Annotated in this window: 15 protein-coding genes; 11 read left to right on the top strand and 4 right to left on the bottom strand. The window is 68.7% G+C overall.

What is annotated here, in order from left to right; all coding sequences use genetic code 11:
• Positions 1–27 precede the first annotated feature (27 nt).
• On the top strand, positions 28–1,251 hold the full coding sequence (locus EA796_RS01155) for a nitrate/nitrite transporter (protein WP_147459020.1): 1,224 nt from the start codon (positions 28–30) through the stop codon (positions 1,249–1,251).
• 188 nt (positions 1,252–1,439) lie between these two features.
• Here EA796_RS01155 and EA796_RS01150 read toward each other — a convergent pair whose 3' ends face one another.
• Together EA796_RS01150 and EA796_RS01145 are read right to left on the bottom strand one after the other, a co-directional pair.
• Positions 1,440–1,847, bottom strand: a complete 408-nt coding sequence (locus EA796_RS01150; RefSeq protein ID WP_122107210.1) for a GFA family protein — start codon at positions 1,845–1,847, stop codon at positions 1,440–1,442.
• A gap of 99 nt (positions 1,848–1,946) precedes the next feature.
• Positions 1,947–2,564 (bottom strand): LysE family translocator, encoded by a 618-nt coding sequence (locus EA796_RS01145; protein ID WP_122107209.1) that lies wholly within the window; start codon positions 2,562–2,564, stop codon positions 1,947–1,949.
• Between the two features lie 65 nt (positions 2,565–2,629).
• Between EA796_RS01145 and EA796_RS01140 the strand changes: the two genes are divergently transcribed.
• Positions 2,630–3,556: a LysR family transcriptional regulator gene (locus tag EA796_RS01140; protein ID WP_122107208.1), complete on the top strand. Its 927-nt coding sequence runs from the start codon at positions 2,630–2,632 to the stop codon at positions 3,554–3,556.
• A 159-nt stretch (positions 3,557–3,715) separates the two neighbouring features.
• Complete coding sequence (locus EA796_RS01135; protein ID WP_122107207.1) at positions 3,716–5,419, top strand: amidase; 1,704 nt, start codon at positions 3,716–3,718, stop codon at positions 5,417–5,419.
• A 78-nt stretch (positions 5,420–5,497) separates the two neighbouring features.
• On the opposite strand, the gene gspD is transcribed toward EA796_RS01135, so the two are convergent.
• On the bottom strand, positions 5,498–7,444 hold the full coding sequence (gspD, locus tag EA796_RS01130; protein WP_021442345.1) for a type II secretion system secretin GspD: 1,947 nt from the start codon (positions 7,442–7,444) through the stop codon (positions 5,498–5,500).
• Positions 7,445–7,448: 4 nt separating this feature from the next.
• Positions 7,449–8,078 (bottom strand): type II secretion system protein N, encoded by a 630-nt coding sequence (locus EA796_RS01125; protein WP_371921446.1) that lies wholly within the window; start codon positions 8,076–8,078, stop codon positions 7,449–7,451.
• A 230-nt stretch (positions 8,079–8,308) separates the two neighbouring features.
• Here EA796_RS01125 and gspE point away from each other — a divergent pair, with 230 nt between their 5' ends.
• From gspE to gspL, 8 genes are read left to right on the top strand one after another with little or no spacing between them, the layout of a single operon-like run.
• Complete coding sequence (gspE, locus tag EA796_RS01120) at positions 8,309–9,796, top strand: type II secretion system ATPase GspE (RefSeq protein ID WP_122107205.1); 1,488 nt, start codon at positions 8,309–8,311, stop codon at positions 9,794–9,796.
• Positions 9,797–11,014 carry a GspF family T2SS innner membrane protein variant XcpS gene (xcpS, locus tag EA796_RS01115; RefSeq protein ID WP_122107204.1) on the top strand — a complete coding sequence of 406 codons (1,218 nt, stop codon included), beginning with the start codon at positions 9,797–9,799 and terminating at the stop codon, positions 11,012–11,014.
• A 3-nt stretch (positions 11,015–11,017) separates the two neighbouring features.
• Positions 11,018–11,443, top strand: a complete 426-nt coding sequence (gene gspG, locus EA796_RS01110; protein ID WP_122107203.1) for a type II secretion system major pseudopilin GspG — start codon at positions 11,018–11,020, stop codon at positions 11,441–11,443.
• 5 nt (positions 11,444–11,448) lie between these two features.
• Complete coding sequence (gene gspH / locus EA796_RS01105) at positions 11,449–11,994, top strand: type II secretion system minor pseudopilin GspH (RefSeq protein ID WP_122107202.1); 546 nt, start codon at positions 11,449–11,451, stop codon at positions 11,992–11,994.
• Entirely contained in the window at positions 11,991–12,374 is a 384-nt protein-coding gene (gspI, locus tag EA796_RS01100) for a type II secretion system minor pseudopilin GspI (protein WP_122107201.1), read from the top strand. Before gspH ends, gspI begins: the two co-directional genes overlap by 4 nt.
• Positions 12,374–13,135, top strand: coding sequence for a type II secretion system minor pseudopilin GspJ (gene gspJ, locus EA796_RS01095; RefSeq protein ID WP_256679054.1), 762 nt, complete (start codon positions 12,374–12,376; stop codon positions 13,133–13,135). The genes gspI and gspJ overlap by 1 nt, the downstream gene beginning before the upstream one ends.
• Positions 13,132–14,106 carry a type II secretion system minor pseudopilin GspK gene (gspK, locus tag EA796_RS01090; protein WP_122107200.1) on the top strand — a complete coding sequence of 325 codons (975 nt, stop codon included), beginning with the start codon at positions 13,132–13,134 and terminating at the stop codon, positions 14,104–14,106. The genes gspJ and gspK overlap by 4 nt, the downstream gene beginning before the upstream one ends.
• Positions 14,103–15,245, top strand: coding sequence for a type II secretion system protein GspL (gspL, locus tag EA796_RS01085; protein ID WP_122107199.1), 1,143 nt, complete (start codon positions 14,103–14,105; stop codon positions 15,243–15,245). The genes gspK and gspL overlap by 4 nt, the downstream gene beginning before the upstream one ends.
• The last annotated feature ends 2 nt before the right edge of the window (positions 15,246–15,247 follow it).

The raw sequence follows: 15,247 nt of genomic DNA, 5'->3' as shown, positions 1-15,247 counted from the left end.
ATTCCAGCAGCCCATAGGGTGCTCGTCATGCGTTCAAATGCTGCGGTTGTAGTGTTGCTAACCAGCCTGGTGGCGGCGACCTATGGCTTCGGGATATACCTCTTTGCCCAGCTCGTACCCGATATGCAGGCATCTTTGGGTTTCGGCTTTTCCTACGTCGGCACTATCACCGCCTCAGCGCAGCTGGGTTTTCTACTCTGCGCAATGCTGGCGGTCTGGCTGACGCCCAAGGTGGGTGGCGGCAGGATGATAGTGGCGTCGGGCGCTGTGTGTGCAGTCGCGTTGCTACTGATTCCGTTGTCGAACAACACCTTTTTTATAGGTGTACTGCTGACCCTGTTGGCGGGCACTGCAGCGACGGTCTTTGTGCCTATGGTCGACGTTATCGCCAGGGTGGTCGCCTACCGTTACCGCGGTTTGGCCATGGGACTGGTATCCAGCGGTACCAGCTATGGGGTAGCTATCAACAGCCTGTTGGTGCCCATCTACGCCCCCCAAGGGGAGTGGCGCAGCGTTTGGTGGGTAGTTGGGTTGCTGACGATGGCGATGGCTGCGCTGGTGCTGGTGGTGTTCAAGAGGGGAGGCTTGCTCGGCCAAACCGTGTCGCCAGCCTCAGCAGCCACAACAAGCGAGGTCGCCTTACCCAGCTTGCGCTCAGAGTTGATAAAACCTTGGGTATTGCTGATCTGGTCGATGAATTTCTTGATAGGTTTCGCCACCTTTCCGTTTCAGACCTACCTCTCGTCTTACCTGCGTACCGAGCTTGGCTTTGACGTGCAATACACTGCCCAGGTCTGGGCCGTGATCGGTTTCGTCGGCATGTTCGCTGGTCTCGCAATTGGCTGGCTCTCGGACCGAACCGGACTACGCGCGGCGATGTTTCTGGTGTATGGCTGCGTGGTGATGGCAGCGCTGATCTTCGTGATACAGCCCTCGGGCCATTGGCCCCTGGTCGCCGCAGTGCTGTTCTCCACTGCCTTCTACCCTATTTTTGGCCTTATTCCCGCTTACGTTTCCAAGGTGGCATCGTCCAGCGCTATGGCCGTCTCCATCTTTGGTATCGCTAATGTGATGCAAGGTTCTGGCGGCATGCTCGGCAACTATGGTGCGGGGCTATTGGCCAATCACAGCGGCAGCTTTGCCGGGGTATATGCCGTCATAAGCGGAGTGGGTGTGTTGCTGATAGTGCTGACGCTAAAACTGCCCAGAGAAGCACCAGTAGCCGCTTCTGCGGGTTTAGCCGCTAGTTAATCGCGTGGATTGGCTACTGCGCACGGGCCGGTGGCCACAAAAAGGGAAGGACGTAGCTGAATGAGCGCGCCCTTACCGGCGGCGCTGGCTTACCTTGGTTGCAGCATTCGGGTACAGGTCGTGGTCCCGAGGTTGCTGAATGCCCACTCAGGCCAACGGCCCTCTACGACTGGTCGCTTGGATCGCTTTCATCCACTCGACTCTTCCCCCTCGAAACGCCCCTCGCTCTCCCGATCCCGCTCGTAGCGCCTGTCGAACGGAAATGCCGGCAGCCAGGCCTCGCGCCTGATGGTCCAGAGTTCGTAGGTGGGGGTCAGTTGGTTGGGGGCGTCCAGCGAGCCGAGGTTCACTTTGATTTCATCGGCCGTGCGCGAGAACACCGGCGAGCCGCAGCGCGGGCAGAAGTGGCGGCCGGCGTAGTGGGCGGTTTCGCCCTCTATCTGTACCGCGCTCTCGGGGAAGATCGCCGAGGTGTGGAAGAGGGCGCCGTGATGTTTGCGGCAGTCCAGACAGTGGCACACTCCGACCCGGTAGGGCCGGCCCGTGGCGACGATGCGCAGGTTGCCGCACAGGCAACCGCCGGTGAATCGCTCCATTTCGGGTTCCTCTGGTAGCGGCAGGCAGCGCCCAAGACCATAGCAGGCGAGCGGCGCCATGGGCCGCCAGCGAATCGACTGGCGGCCCGGCCGATGCGTTCAGTGGCCCTGACTGGTTGCCGCCAGCATGGCGCCGAAGCTCACCAGTAGGCCGCCGAATACCCGGTCGAGCCAGTGGCGCACGGCCAGCAGCCGTTCGCGCAGCGTACCGGCGGAAAAGCACAGCGCCACCAGAGCGAACCAGGCGATATGCGCCAGGGCGATAAAGGCGCCGTAGCCGAGCTGGGTGGCCAGAGCGCCGTGCGGCTGCACCACCTGCATGAACAGGCTGACGATAAACACCGAGGTCTTGGGGTTGAGAGCGTTGGTCAGCAGGCCGGTGCGCAGGGCGGCCAGGTCCGACGGCGGCGTGTCGGTCGCGGCTTGGGCCGGGTCGGTCGGTTGGGCCAGCAGCATCCTTGCGCCGAGGTAGATCAGGTAGGCCGCGCCGGCCAGTTTCAGGGCGTCGAACAGCCACGGCGATTGCTGCAGCAGCAGGCCGACGCCGAGCAGGGTGTAGCCGACATGGATCAGTACGCCGAGGCCGATGCCCAGGGCCGTGAGCACGCCTGCGCGGCGCGACAGCAGCAGGCTGTTGCGCGTGACCAGGGCGAAGTCCGCGCCGGGGCTGATCACGGCGAGCAGGGTTATGGTGATTACAGCTATCCATTCGCTCATGGCTTATCCTGTCTGGCGTGTGGAGATTGGCCAATTATTTCGATGTAAGGCTCCGGTGAATAACTATGAGTTCTGACATTGATGGTGAGTTCGGATCACAGTATGGCGACGCCCGTCTGCCTTCGCTGCTGGCGCTGCGCTGCTTCGAGGCGGCGGCGCGGTTGGAGCACTTCAGTCGCGCCGCGCAGGAGCTGCACCTGACCCACGGCGCGGTCAGTCGCGCGGTGCGTGTGCTGGAGGAGGACCTGGGCGTGGCGCTGTTCGAGCGGCGCAGCCAGCGGGTGTTTCTCACCGAGGCCGGGCGCAAACTGGCGCGCGCGGTGACGGACGGCTTGGGCCTGATGCGTCAGGCCACCCGCGAGCTGCGCGCCAGCGCTCGGCAGGCGCGACCGCTGGTGCTGTCCTGCGAGCCGACGCTGCTGATGCGCTGGCTGATCCCGCGCTGGAGCGAGTTCCAGGCGCGCCAGGCCGGGGCGGAGCTGCACCTGCTGGCCGGTGGCGGGCCCTTTGCCTTCGAGGCGGGCATCGATCTGGCCATTCGCCGCGACGATTTCCCCTGGCCTGCCGCCTACCACGCCGAAAGCCTGTTCGCGGAACGGGTCGGCCCGGTCTGTCGGCCGGACCGGGTAGGCGAGTGGTTCGCCGAGCGCGACGCCGGTGTGCAACTGTTGGCGACGGCGCCGCAGCTGCACACGCGCACGCGGCCGGGCGCCTGGCGGGACTGGGCCGCGGCCACCGAGCAGGCGCTGCCGGCCGGCCCGGAGCAGACTTTCGAACATTTCTATTTCAGCCTGCAGGCGGCGGTGGCCGGTCTGGGCGTGGCCATCGGCCCCTGGCATCTGGTACGTGACGACCTCGACAGCGGTTTGCTGGTGGCGCCGCTGGGGTTCGTCGCGGACGGCTCGCGCTATTGCCTGCTGGCGCCCAAACCGGCGGAGCCGGGCAGCCTGCAGGCCGAACTGCTGCAGTGGTTGCGAGCGGTAGGGGCCTAGTCTCGGCCTCCTGTGGGCGCTCGGCGGCATGTATCATTCAGGCAGATGTTCGCGGCTGAAGCCGCTCCTACCGGGGGCGTTGCGGCCGCTGGACCAGGGCTTTCCGTATCCGGGGCTGGCCGCAGCCGGCGGGCCCCGCCACCAGTGAGTGACGACACCATGATCGAGGTAACCGAAGTTTCCATTGCCGAGCTGCGCGCCGCGCTGGAGGCCGGCCGCACCACGGCGGTCGAGCTGGTCCAGGCCTACCTGGCGCGGATCGAGGCCTACGACGGCCCGAACACGCCGACCAAGCTCAACGCGGTGGTGGTGCGCAACCCCGATGCCTTGAAGGAAGCCGAGGCCTCCGATGCGCGCCGCGCCCGTGGCGAGAGCCTCGGCCCGCTGGACGGCATTCCCTACACCGCCAAGGACAGCTACCTGGTCAAGGGCCTGACCGCCGCCTCCGGCAGCCCGGCGTTCAAGGACCTGGTGGCCCAGCGCGACGCCTTCACCATCGAGCGCCTGCGCGCCGCCGGCGCCATCTGCCTGGGCAAGACCAACATGCCGCCGATGGCCAACGGCGGCATGCAGCGCGGCGCCTACGGCCGCGCCGAGAGCCCGTACAACGCCGTCTACCTCACCGCACCCTTCGCCTCGGGTTCGTCCAACGGCGCCGGCACCGCCACCGCCGCCAGTTTCGCCGCCTTCGGCCTGGCCGAGGAAACCTGGTCGAGCGGCCGCGGCCCGGCGTCGAACAACGGCCTGTGCGCCTACACGCCGTCGCGCGGGGTGATCTCGGTGCGCGGCAACTGGCCGCTGACGCCGACCATGGACGTGGTGGTGCCTTATGCGCGGACCATGGCCGACCTGCTTGAGGTGCTCGACGTGGTGGTGGCCGACGATCCGGACACCCGCGGTGACCTCTGGCGCCTGCAGCCCTGGGTGCCGATTCGCAAGCCCTCCGAGGTACGCCCGGCGTCCTACCTGGCGCTCGCCGCCCAGCCCGGTGCGCTCAAGGGCAAGCGCCTGGGCGTGCCGCGCATGTTTATCAATAAGGACGAGGAAGCCGGCACCAGCGACAACCCCGGCATCGGCGGGCCGACCGGCCAGCGCATCCATACCCGTGCCTCGGTGATCGCGCTCTGGGAGCAGGCGCGCCAGGCGCTGGAGGCGGCCGGCGCCGAGGTGGTGGAAGTGGACTTCCCGCTGGTCTCCAACTGCGAGGGCGACCGCCCCGGTGCGCCGACCGTATTCAATCGCGGCATCGTCACCCCGGAATTCCTCCACGACGAGCTGTGGGAGCTGTCGGGTTGGGCCTTCGACGATTTCCTGCGCGCCAACGGCGACCCCAAGCTCAACCGCCTGGCGGACGTCGACGGCCCGCAGATCTTCCCGCACGACCCGGGCACGCTGCCCAACCGCGAGGGCGACCTGGCCGCCGGCATGGACGAGTACGTCAATATGGCCAAGCGCGGCATCCGCTCCTGGGATCAGATTCCCACCGTGCCGGATGGCCTGCGCGGCCTGGAGCAGACTCGCAATCTGGATCTGGAGGACTGGATGGACGGCCTCAAGCTCGATGCGGTGCTGTTTCCCACCGTGGCCGACGTCGGTCCGGCCGATGCCGACGTGAATCCCGTCTCTGCCGATATCGCCTGGAGCAACGGCGTGTGGGTGGCCAACGGCAACCTCGCCATCCGTCACCTGGGCGTGCCGACGGTCACCGTGCCAATGGGGGTGATGGCCGATATCGGCATGCCGGTGGGGCTGACCTTCGCCGGCCGCGCCTACGACGACTCGGCCTTGCTGCGCCTGGCCGCGGCCTATGAGGCCACCGGCAGCAAACGCCTGATCCCGCCGCGCACGCCGCCGCTGGGGTGAGTGGGGGCTTGGGAGGGCTTTGCCGCGACTGTCGCCGCTAAAGCGCCTCCCATGGCTTTATCCCCGTAACCAACTCGCTTACTGGCGCAGATCCACCGCCGGCGCGCCCTGGCCGTCGAACAGCTGCGCCGGGTTGCGCGGCAGGATGCTCGGGCGGCCTTCGTCGGCGCTGCCGAGGATGCGGATGTCGCTGTATTTCTTGCCCGACAGCGCGGCCAGGCCGGCGCCGTCGCGCACCACGGTGGGCCGCAGAAAGACCATCAGGTTGCGTTTGATGTGGGATTCGCGGGTGGAGCGGAACAGCCCGCCGAGCAGGGGGATGTCGCCGAGCAGCGGCACCTTGGACACCGATTCGGTGACGTCGTCCTGGATCAGCCCGCCGAGCACTATGACCTGGCCGTCGTCGGCGAGGATGGTGCTCTTGATCGAGCGCTTGTTGGTCACCAGGTCCACGGCCTGGGCGTTGAGCCCGGTGCTGGGGGCGATGGAGGAGATTTCCTGCTCGATCTCCAGGCGCAGGGTGGCGCCTTCGTTGATGTGCGGGGTGACCTTGAGGGTGACGCCGATGTCCTTGCGCTCGATGGTGGTGAAGGGGTTGTTGGCCCCGGCCGCATCGGTGGTGTAGGAACCGGTCTGGAACGGCACGTTCTGCCCGACCAGGATTTCCGCCTTCTGGTTGTCCAGGGTCAGCAGGCTGGGGGTGGACAGCAGGTTGCTCTTGCTGTTGGCCGACAGCGCGGTGACCAGCGCGCCGAAGTTGTCGCTGCCAATGCCGATGATGGCGCCGTCGGGCAGGGTGGTGTTTTCCGGCACCTCGCCGCTCTGCAGGATCTGCAGCACGGTGCCCACCGACAGCCCGGTGCCGGAGAAGTTGACCCCGCCCAGGCCGCCGGTGCCGCCGCTGCCACTGCGCGCATCCACCGCCCACTGCACGCCGAGGGCGTCGGTGATGTCGCCGGAGACTTCGACGATGGCCGCCTCGACCATCACCTGGGCGCGCGGGATGTCGAGCTGGCGCACGATGTCTTCGAGGGTGGCGACCAGATCGGGCTCGGCCAGCAGCACCAGGGCATTGAGGCTCTCGTCGGCGCGGATGAGGATGTTCGACGGCTTGCCGGCGGTCTCGCCATCCTGCTGGTTCTTCAGCCCTTCGGAGATTTCCCCGAGGGTCTCGGCCAGCGATTTGGCGTCGTTGTGGCGCAGGCGGATCACCCGGGTGTTGGCCGAGCGGCTGGTGGGGGTGTCCAGTGACTGGGCCAGGTTGGCCAGCTTGGCGCGGGCGTCCGGCGGGCCGAGCAGGATCAGGCGGTTGGTGCGCGCGTCGGCCACCACCTGGGTGGCGCTGGCGCCCTTGGCCTGGCCGCGGGCGATGGCGGTATTGAGCACTTCGGCGGCGTCCATCACCCAGGCGTGCTGCAGGTTGATCACGCTGTAGTCGCGGGCTCCGGTCTGGTCGAGCTGGCGCATCAGATCCTGGATGCGCGCGATGTTGGCGCTGCGGTCGCTGATGATCAGCGCGTTGGAAGAGGTGACGGCGGCCAGGTGGCCGTACTGCGGCACCAGCGGGCGGATCAGCGGGATCAGCTCGGCCACCGGTGCGTGCTGCACCTGGATCAGGCGGGTTTCCAGGCGATCGGGTGCCGGGCGGCCTTCGCCGGCTTCGGCCTTGGCCTCGGCGTTGGGCACGATGCGCGCCTGGTCGCCCTGGGTCAGTACGCTGAAACCGTGGGTGGCCATCACCGAGAGGAACAGCTGGTAGACCTCGGTCAGATTGAGCGGGGTGTTGGACACCACGTTGACCTGGCCCTTGACCCGTGGGTCGACGACGAAGGTCTGCCCGGTGATGGCGGCGACCTGATCGATGAATTCGCGGATGTCGGCGCCCTTGAGGTTGATGGTCCAGCTTTCGTCCTGCTGGTTGGCGCTGGCCGGCACCTGTTCGATCTGCGCCAGCAGGGGCAGGGGGGCGGCGGCCAGGCCGGCGGCGAGTAGGGCGAGGGTCAGTCGGCTGCGGATGGCATGCATCGGTTCATTCGCTTTCCATGGGCTGATCGGAGGGCGTTTCTTCGGGCAGGGTGCCGGCGGCTTCCATCTGCTCGCGCAGCGCCTGCATGCGCTGGCGCAGTTGTTCGAGGTTGTCCTGCTCCAGCTGGTCGAGTTGATCGAGGGCGGCGTCGGCCGTTTCGGCCGGCGGCGTGTAGACATACTGGCCGCTCTGCTGGCGGGGGAAGGCGAGGCTCTCGCGGCGGCCGTTGCGCAGCAGTTCGACGCGGTCGGCGTAGACCGCATCCAGGCGCACGCCGTTGTCCACCTCCATGCCCACGGCGTAGCGCTGGGCACTCTGGCCCTGGCGCTGGATCAGCGCGCTGGAGCGTTGCGGGTCGCTGTGGACGAAGCTGCCGAGCAGGGTCAGTTGCAGGTTGGTGGCCGGCGGCGGGCCGCTGTCGGCCTGTTTGGCGCTGCCGAACAGCTGGGCGAGGGGCGCCTGGCTGGGTTGTTCCAGGCGGCTGGCGGCTTGGCTCGGCGGCTGCAGCGCGGGGCCGCGCACCAGGCGCAGCAACTCGGCGCTTTGCCAGGCCAGGCTGACGCTGAGGGCGATCAGCACGAGCATGCCGAGCACGCTCGGGGCGTTGTCCTTGAGGCGCTGGGGGAGGGCCAAATGCATTACTCCGGAAACGACGTTCTAATTCTTTTTATGTGCTATGCGTCGCGGGCCGATCATAACAGCCTGCGCGGCGTTGACATCCCCTATATGGGGTGGGTGTGCTGTATTGGGCGATGTGTTAAAGATAGCCCAATAACCATGACAAAAAAGACCGCCGTAGAGGGGCAAACAGTCAGATTGGGCTGTAATACTCAAGGTAAGGTTCTGTTTTTAAGGTTCATCGCATGAACGCTTCGCTGCTCGAGACTCCCCTGCGCCGTCTGCCCTTCAGTTTCGCCAAACGTCACGGCGTGGTGTTCGTGCTGCACGAGGGGCGCGCCTGCCTGGTGTATCGGGCCGATTGCGAGCCGGTGGCGCTGGCCGAGGCGCAGCGTTTCGCCGGACGCAGCCTGCCGCTGCGCCCGCTCGCCGCCGGCGAGTTCGCCCTGGCCCTGGGCGCGGCCTACCAGCACGACTCGGCGTCCATGCAGCTGGCCGAGGACATTGGCGGCAGCCTCGACCTGGCCTCGCTGGCCGAGCAGGTGCCGGAGACCGAAGACCTGCTGGAGCAGGAAGACGACGCGCCGATCATCCGCCTGATCAACGCCATCCTCGGCGAGGCGATCAAGGAAAACGCCTCCGACATCCACCTGGAAACCTTCGAGAAGCGCCTGGTGGTGCGCTTTCGCGTCGACGGCATCCTGCGCGAAGTGCTCGAACCCAAGCGCGAGCTGGCGGCGCTGCTGGTGTCGCGGGTCAAGGTCATGGCACGCCTGGACATCGCCGAGAAGCGCGTGCCGCAGGACGGGCGTATCTCGCTCAAGGTCGGCGGGCGCGAGGTGGACATCCGCGTCTCCACGCTGCCCTCGGCCAACGGCGAGCGGGTGGTGCTGCGTCTGCTCGACAAGCAGGCCGGGCGCCTATCGTTGCAGCACCTGGGGATGCGCGCCGAGGACCGCGCGCTGATGGAAGACACGGTGCGCAAGCCGCACGGCATCCTGCTGGTCACCGGCCCCACCGGCTCGGGCAAGACCACCACGCTGTACGCCAGCCTGGTCAGCCTCAACGACCACACGCGCAACATCCTCACCGTCGAGGACCCCATCGAATACCACCTCGAAGGCATCGGCCAGACCCAGGTCAACACCAAGGTGGACATGACCTTCGCCCGCGGCCTGCGCGCCATCCTGCGCCAGGACCCGGACGTGGTGATGGTCGGCGAGATCCGCGACAAGGAAACTGCCGAGATCGCCGTGCAGGCCTCGCTGACCGGCCACCTGGTGCTGTCCACCCTGCACACCAACAGCGCCATCGGCGCCATCACCCGCCTGGTGGACATGGGCGTGGAGCCCTTTCTGCTGTCGTCCTCCCTGCTCGGCGTGCTGGCCCAGCGCCTGGTGCGGGTGCTGTGCCCGGCGTGCAAGGAACCTTATGCCGCCGATGCGGCCGAATGCGCGCTGCTCGGCGTGCCGGCCGCATCGGCGCCGACCCTGTACCACGCGCGCGGCTGCGCCGAGTGCCACCAGCAGGGCTACCGCGGGCGTACCGGCATCTACGAGCTGGTGGTGTTCGACGAAGCCATGCGCACGCTGATCCACAGCCGCGCCTCCGAGCAGGACATGACCCGCCACGCCCGCCGCCTGGGCCCGAGCATCCGCGACGACGGGCGGCGCAAGGTGCTGGAAGGGGTGACCACGGTCGAGGAAGTGCTGCGCGTGACCCGGGAGGAGTAAGTGGCCGCCTTCGAATACATCGCCCTGGACGGGCGCGGCCGCCAGCAGAAAGGCGTGCTGGAGGCCGACAGCGCGCGCCAGGTGCGCCAGCTGTTGCGCGAACGCCAGCTGGCGCCGCTGGAGGTCAAGGCCACGCGCAACCGCGAGCAGGCCAGCGGCGGCGCGCGCCTGGGCTTCGCCCGCGGCCTGTCGGCGCGCGACCTGGCGCTGGTCACCCGGCAGCTGGCGACCCTGGTGCAGGCGGCGCTGCCGATCGAGGAGGCGCTGCGTGCGGCCGCCGCGCAAGCCACCAGCGCACGCATTCAGGCCATGCTGCTGGCGGTGCGCGCGCGGGTGCTGGAAGGCCACAGCCTGGCCGCCAGCCTGAAGGAATTTCCCGCCGCCTTTCCCGAGCTGTACCGCGCCACCGTGGCCGCCGGCGAGCACGCCGGGCACCTCGGCCCGGTGCTGGAACAGCTGGCCGACTACACCGAGCAGCGCCAGCAGTCGCGGCAAAAGATCCAGCTGGCGCTGCTCTACCCGCTGATCCTGATGTGTGCGTCCTTGCTCATCGTCGGTTTCCTGCTCGGCTACGTGGTGCCGGACGTGGTCAAGGTCTTCGTCGATTCCGGGCAGACCCTGCCGGCGCTGACCCGCGGGCTGATCGCCTTGAGCGACTGGGTCAAGGCCTGGGGCGCGGCGACGCTGGTGCTGCTGGCGCTGGCGATCGTCGCCCTGCGTTGGGCGCTGCGCGACGAGGCGTTCAAGCTGCGCTGGCACGCGTTTCTGCTGCGCGTGCCGCTGCTGGGCCGGCTGGGACGCGCCACCGACTGCGCGCGTTTCGCCTCCACCCTGGCGATTCTCACCCAGAGTGGCGTGCCGCTGGTGGAGGCGCTGGCGATTGCCGGCGAGGTGATCGGCAACCGGGTGATCCGAGGCGAGGTGCTGGTGGCGGCGCAGAAGGTGCGCGAGGGCGGCAGCCTGACCCGTTCGCTGGAGGCCACCGGGCAGTTTCCGCCGATGATGCTGCACATGATCGCCAGCGGCGAACGCTCCGGCGAGCTGGATCAGATGCTGGCGCGCACGGCGAAGAATCAGGAGAACGACCTCGGCGCGCAGATCGCCCTGCTGGTGGGCTTGTTCGAGCCGTTCATGCTGGTATTCATGGGGGCGGTGGTGCTGGTCATAGTCCTGGCCATCCTGCTGCCGATTCTTTCGTTGAACCAAATGGTGGGTTAGCAGGTGAGTAGAAAACAGTCGGGTTTCACCCTGATCGAGATCATGGTGGTGGTGGTCATTCTCGGCATCCTCGCGGCGCTGGTGGTGCCGCAGGTGATGAGCAGGCCCGATCAGGCCAAGGTCACCGCGGCGCAGAACGACATCCGCGCCATCGGCGCGGCGCTGGACATGTACAAGCTGGACAACCACAACTACCCCAGCACCCAGCAGGGCATCGAGGCGCTGGTGAGCAAGCCCGGCGGCAACCCGCCGGCGAAGAACTGGAACAAGGAGGGCTACCTCAAGCGCCTGCCGGTCGACCCCTGGGGCAATCCCTACCAGTACCTGGCGCCGGGCACCAAGGGCGCCTTCGACCTCTATTCGTTCGGCGCCGACGGCAAGCAGGGCGGCAGCGACCTGGACGCGGACATCGGCAACTGGGATCTCTGATCGCCATGCAGCGCGTACCGGCGGGCTCGGCCAGGCGGGCGAGGGGCTTCACCCTGATCGAGCTGCTGGTGGTGCTGGTCATCCTCGGCAGCCTGATCGGCCTGGCGGTGCTCGGCACCGGGCTGGCCGGGCCGAGCCGCGAGCTGCGCGGCGAGGCTGAGCGTCTGGCCGGCCTGATCGGCGTGCTGGCCGACGAGGCGGTGCTGGATAACCGCGAGTACGGCCTGAGTTTTACCCGCGAGGGCTACCGGGTGCTGCGTTACGATTCGCGACGCGGCGAGTGGCAGGCGCTGGATCGCCAGGCGCATCGCCTGCCGGACTGGGCCGAGCTGACTCTTGAGGTGGAGGGCGAGGGGGAGGGCGAGGCCTTGCGCCTGCCCGGCGCGGCCAGCGCCCTGGCGCCGCAACTGCTGATTCTCTCCAGCGGCGAGCTCACGCCTTTTCGCCTGCGCCTGGCCGAGCGCCGCCGCGACGGCCTGCAGCTGCAGCTGTCCAGCGACGGCTTCGGCCTGCCGCGTATCGAGGAGCTGGCGGCAGGGCGCGCCGGATGAAGCGCGCGCGCGGTTTCACCCTGCTCGAGGTGCTGGTGGCGCTGGCCATCTTCGCCCTGGTCGCCGCCAGCGTGCTGACTGCCAGCGCGCGCAGCGTGCGCACCGCCGCGCAACTGGAGGCCAAGACCCTGGCCATGTGGGTGGCCGACAACCGCCTTACCGAACTGCAGCTGGCCGAGGCGCCGCCGGCCGACGGCCGCGACCAGGGCCAGGTGGAGTTCGCCGGGCGCCGCTGGCTGTGGCAGAGCGAGATCCAGGCCACCAGCGAGCCGAGCATGCGCCGGGTGACCCTGTGGGTCGCCGCCGAGCAGCGTGGCGCCGCGGGCGATCTGCGCGAGCGCGCACTGGTCAGCCTCAGCGGCTTTCTGGGGGCGCCGTGATGAAGCGCATGGCCCGTAGGAGCGAGCTCTGCTCGCGAAACGGCCTCAATCTGGATGCGCGAGCAGAGCTCGCTCCTACAGCTCGACCGCAGCGCGGCTTTACCCTGCTCGAATTGCTGATCGCCATCGCCATCTTCGCCATTCTCGGGTTGGCCACCTACCGCATGCTTGACAGCGTGCTCAGCGCCGACGCCGCCACCCGCAACCACGAGCAGCAGCTGCGCGAGCTGGTGCGGGCGATGGCCGCCTTCGAGCGCGACGTACTGCAGGTGGCGGTGCGGCCGATCCGCGATGGCTTCGGCGACCCGCAGCCGGCGCTGCGCAGCGAGCCGAGCGATGCCTCGGCGCTGGAGTTGACCCGCGCCGGCTGGCGCAATCCGCTCGGTCAGCCGCGCGCCGAGCTGCAGCGGGTGCGCTGGCAGCTCAGCGGCGAACAGTGGCAGCGCCGTTACTGGCGCGTGCTGGACCAGGCCCAGGACAGCCAGCCGCAGGTGCAGCAGGCGCTCGACGGGGTGCAGGCGCTGAGCCTGCGCTACCTCGACGACGAGGGCCAGTGGCACGCCGATTGGCCGCCGCCCAATGCCGCTGGCGACAGCCTGCTCACCGGCCTGCCGCGCGCCCTCGAACTGCGCCTGGAGCATCGTCGCCATGGCGAGCTGCGGCGCCTGCTGCGCCTGCCGGACGCGCCGCTGCAGAGCGCCGTGCCTGCCCCCGGCGATGGAGAGGGCGACCCCGCTGAGCCTGAGGAGCCGCAGCCATGAAACCTCAACGCGGCGTGGCACTGATCACCGTGCTGCTGGTGGTGGCGCTGGTCACCGTGGTCTGCGCCGGGCTGATCGCCCGCCAGCAGCTGTCGATCCGCAGCAGCGCCAACCAGTTGCACGTGCGCCAGGCCTGGCACTACGCGCTGGGCGGCGAGACGCTGGCCAAGGCCATCCTCCAGCGCGACTTGCGCCAGGGCGATCCGCGCCAGCCGGTCGATCACCTGGGCGAACCCTGGGCGCAGCCGCTGACACCCTTCGCGCTGGACGAGGGCGGCGAGCTGCGCGTGCGCATCGTCGATCCCAGCGGCCGCTTCAACCTCAACAGCCTGGTGCGCCAGGGCCAGCCCGACGAGCTGGCGCTGCTGCGCCTGCGCCGCCTGCTGCTGCGCCTGGAGATCGCCAAGCCCTACGCCGAACGCTTGCTCGACTGGCTCGATGGCGACGGCGAACCCAGCGGTGGCCAGGGCGCCGAGGACGGCCAGTATCTGCTGGCCGCGCCGCCTTATCGCGCGGCCAACCGCCAGCTCGCCGACGTCTCCGAGCTGCGCCTGCTGCTGGAGATGGACGAGGCCGACTACCGCCGCCTGCTGCCCTTCGTCAGCGCTCTGCCGGGCGAGGCGCTGCTCAACGTCAACAGCGCCAGCGCCGTGGTGCTGTCCAGCCTGGCCGACGGCCTCAGCCCGGATGCCGCGCTGGCGCTGGTGGCGGCGCGCGGCCGTGAGGCTTTTGCCAGCCCAGCGGCCTTCGCCGCCCAGCCGGCCCTGGCCGGCCTCGGCGAGCAGGCGCTGCAGGGCCTGGCGGTGGGCAGCCAGTTCTTCGAGGTGTTCAGCGAGGTGAGCCTCGGCGAGCGCCGCGTGGTGTTGCGCAGCCTGTTGCAGCGCGGCAATGATGGCCAGGTCAGTGTCCTGGCGCGTGATCTGGGGCAGGGCGGTACGCCGCCGTTGCCCGTCGAGGAAGCACAACGATGAATCAGCTATGGATCTTCCTGCCGCCGGAGGCCTGTCAGGGCCTGTCGGCGGAGCTGCCGGTGCAGTGGGTGACCTTCACCGAATGTCGCACGCTGAGCCTGGGCGAGGCGCTGCGCGAGCTGCCGGCGGCCTGGGAACTGGTGCTGCCGGTGGAGACGGTGACCGCCTGCGCCGTGCAGTTGCCGACGCAGAAGGCGCGCTGGCTGCGCCAGGCGCTGCCGTTCGCGGTGGAGGAACTGCTTGCCGAGGATGTCGAGCAGATGCACCTGGCCCTGGGCGAGCAACTGGCCGACGGTCGCCACCGGGTCTATGCGCTGCGCGCCGACTGGCTGCGCCAGTGCCTGGCGCTGTGCGCGGCGCAGCCGCCGCAGGCGATCCGCGTCGATGCCGACCTGCTGCCGCGCCAGGGCAGTCAGCTGCTCTGGCTGGAGTCGCGCTGGCTGCTCGGCGGCGAGGCGCCGCTGCGCCTGGCGCTGCAGGCCGAGAGCTGGCCTGCGCTGGCGCCGCGTTGCCCGGCGCCGCATATCGCCAGCGCGCCGGCCGAGCAGGCGCTGCCCGAGCCGGTCGACGAGGTGCACCTGCTGCAGCAGCCGCAACAGTGGCTGGTGCGCCAGGGCGCGGGCGTCGACCTGGCCCAGGGCGAGTTCGCCTTGCACCAGGCGGGCGACGGCTGGCGGCGCTGGCGCCCGCTGGCCGGGGTGCTGGCGCTCTGCCTGTTGCTGCAGTGGGGCTTCAACCTGGTCCAGGGTTGGTACCTGCAGCGCCAGGCCGACCAGTACGCGCTGGCCAGCGAGGCGCTGTACCGCGAGCTGTTTCCCGAGGATCGCAAGCTGGTCAACCTGCGCGCGCAGCTGGATCAGCACCTGGCCGATGCCGCCGGCAGCGGCGACAGCCCGCTGCTCGGCCTGCTCGGCGAGGTGGCGCGGGCACTGCCGGCAGGCGGCGCGGCGCGGGTACAGGTCAATCAGCTCGATTACAGCGCCAGTCGCGCCGATCTCGCCCTGCAGCTGCAGGCGCCGGATTTCGCCGAGCTGGAAAGCCTGCGCGAACGCCTGGAACAGGCCGGGCTCGAGGTGCAGATGGGCTCGGCCAGCCGCGAGGCGGACGGCGTCAGCGCGCGTCTGGTGATAGGAGGATGAGC

The organism is Pseudomonas sp. AOB-7 (assembly GCF_003696305.1).
GTDB lineage: Bacteria > Pseudomonadota > Gammaproteobacteria > Pseudomonadales > Pseudomonadaceae > Aquipseudomonas.
Note: the sequence above shows the minus strand (reverse complement) of the source record. Positions and strands in the feature narration are given on the sequence as shown.

Excerpts from the sequence above, each read along its gene's own strand:
- EA796_RS01155 (WP_147459020.1), top strand. The coding sequence starts at position 28 with ATGCGTTCAAATGCTGCGGTTGTAGTGTTGCTAACCAGCCTGGTGGCG.
- EA796_RS01150 (WP_122107210.1), bottom strand. The coding sequence starts at position 1,847 with ATGGAGCGATTCACCGGCGGTTGCCTGTGCGGCAACCTGCGCATCGTC.
- EA796_RS01145 (WP_122107209.1), bottom strand. The coding sequence starts at position 2,564 with ATGAGCGAATGGATAGCTGTAATCACCATAACCCTGCTCGCCGTGATC.
- EA796_RS01140 (WP_122107208.1), top strand. The coding sequence starts at position 2,630 with ATGAGTTCTGACATTGATGGTGAGTTCGGATCACAGTATGGCGACGCC.
- EA796_RS01135 (WP_122107207.1), top strand. The coding sequence starts at position 3,716 with ATGATCGAGGTAACCGAAGTTTCCATTGCCGAGCTGCGCGCCGCGCTG.
- gspD (WP_021442345.1), bottom strand. The coding sequence starts at position 7,444 with ATGCATGCCATCCGCAGCCGACTGACCCTCGCCCTACTCGCCGCCGGC.
- gspE (WP_122107205.1), top strand. The coding sequence starts at position 8,309 with ATGAACGCTTCGCTGCTCGAGACTCCCCTGCGCCGTCTGCCCTTCAGT.
- gspH (WP_122107202.1), top strand. The coding sequence starts at position 11,449 with ATGCAGCGCGTACCGGCGGGCTCGGCCAGGCGGGCGAGGGGCTTCACC.
- gspI (WP_122107201.1), top strand. The coding sequence starts at position 11,991 with ATGAAGCGCGCGCGCGGTTTCACCCTGCTCGAGGTGCTGGTGGCGCTG.
- gspJ (WP_256679054.1), top strand. The coding sequence starts at position 12,374 with ATGAAGCGCATGGCCCGTAGGAGCGAGCTCTGCTCGCGAAACGGCCTC.
- gspK (WP_122107200.1), top strand. The coding sequence starts at position 13,132 with ATGAAACCTCAACGCGGCGTGGCACTGATCACCGTGCTGCTGGTGGTG.
- gspL (WP_122107199.1), top strand. The coding sequence starts at position 14,103 with ATGAATCAGCTATGGATCTTCCTGCCGCCGGAGGCCTGTCAGGGCCTG.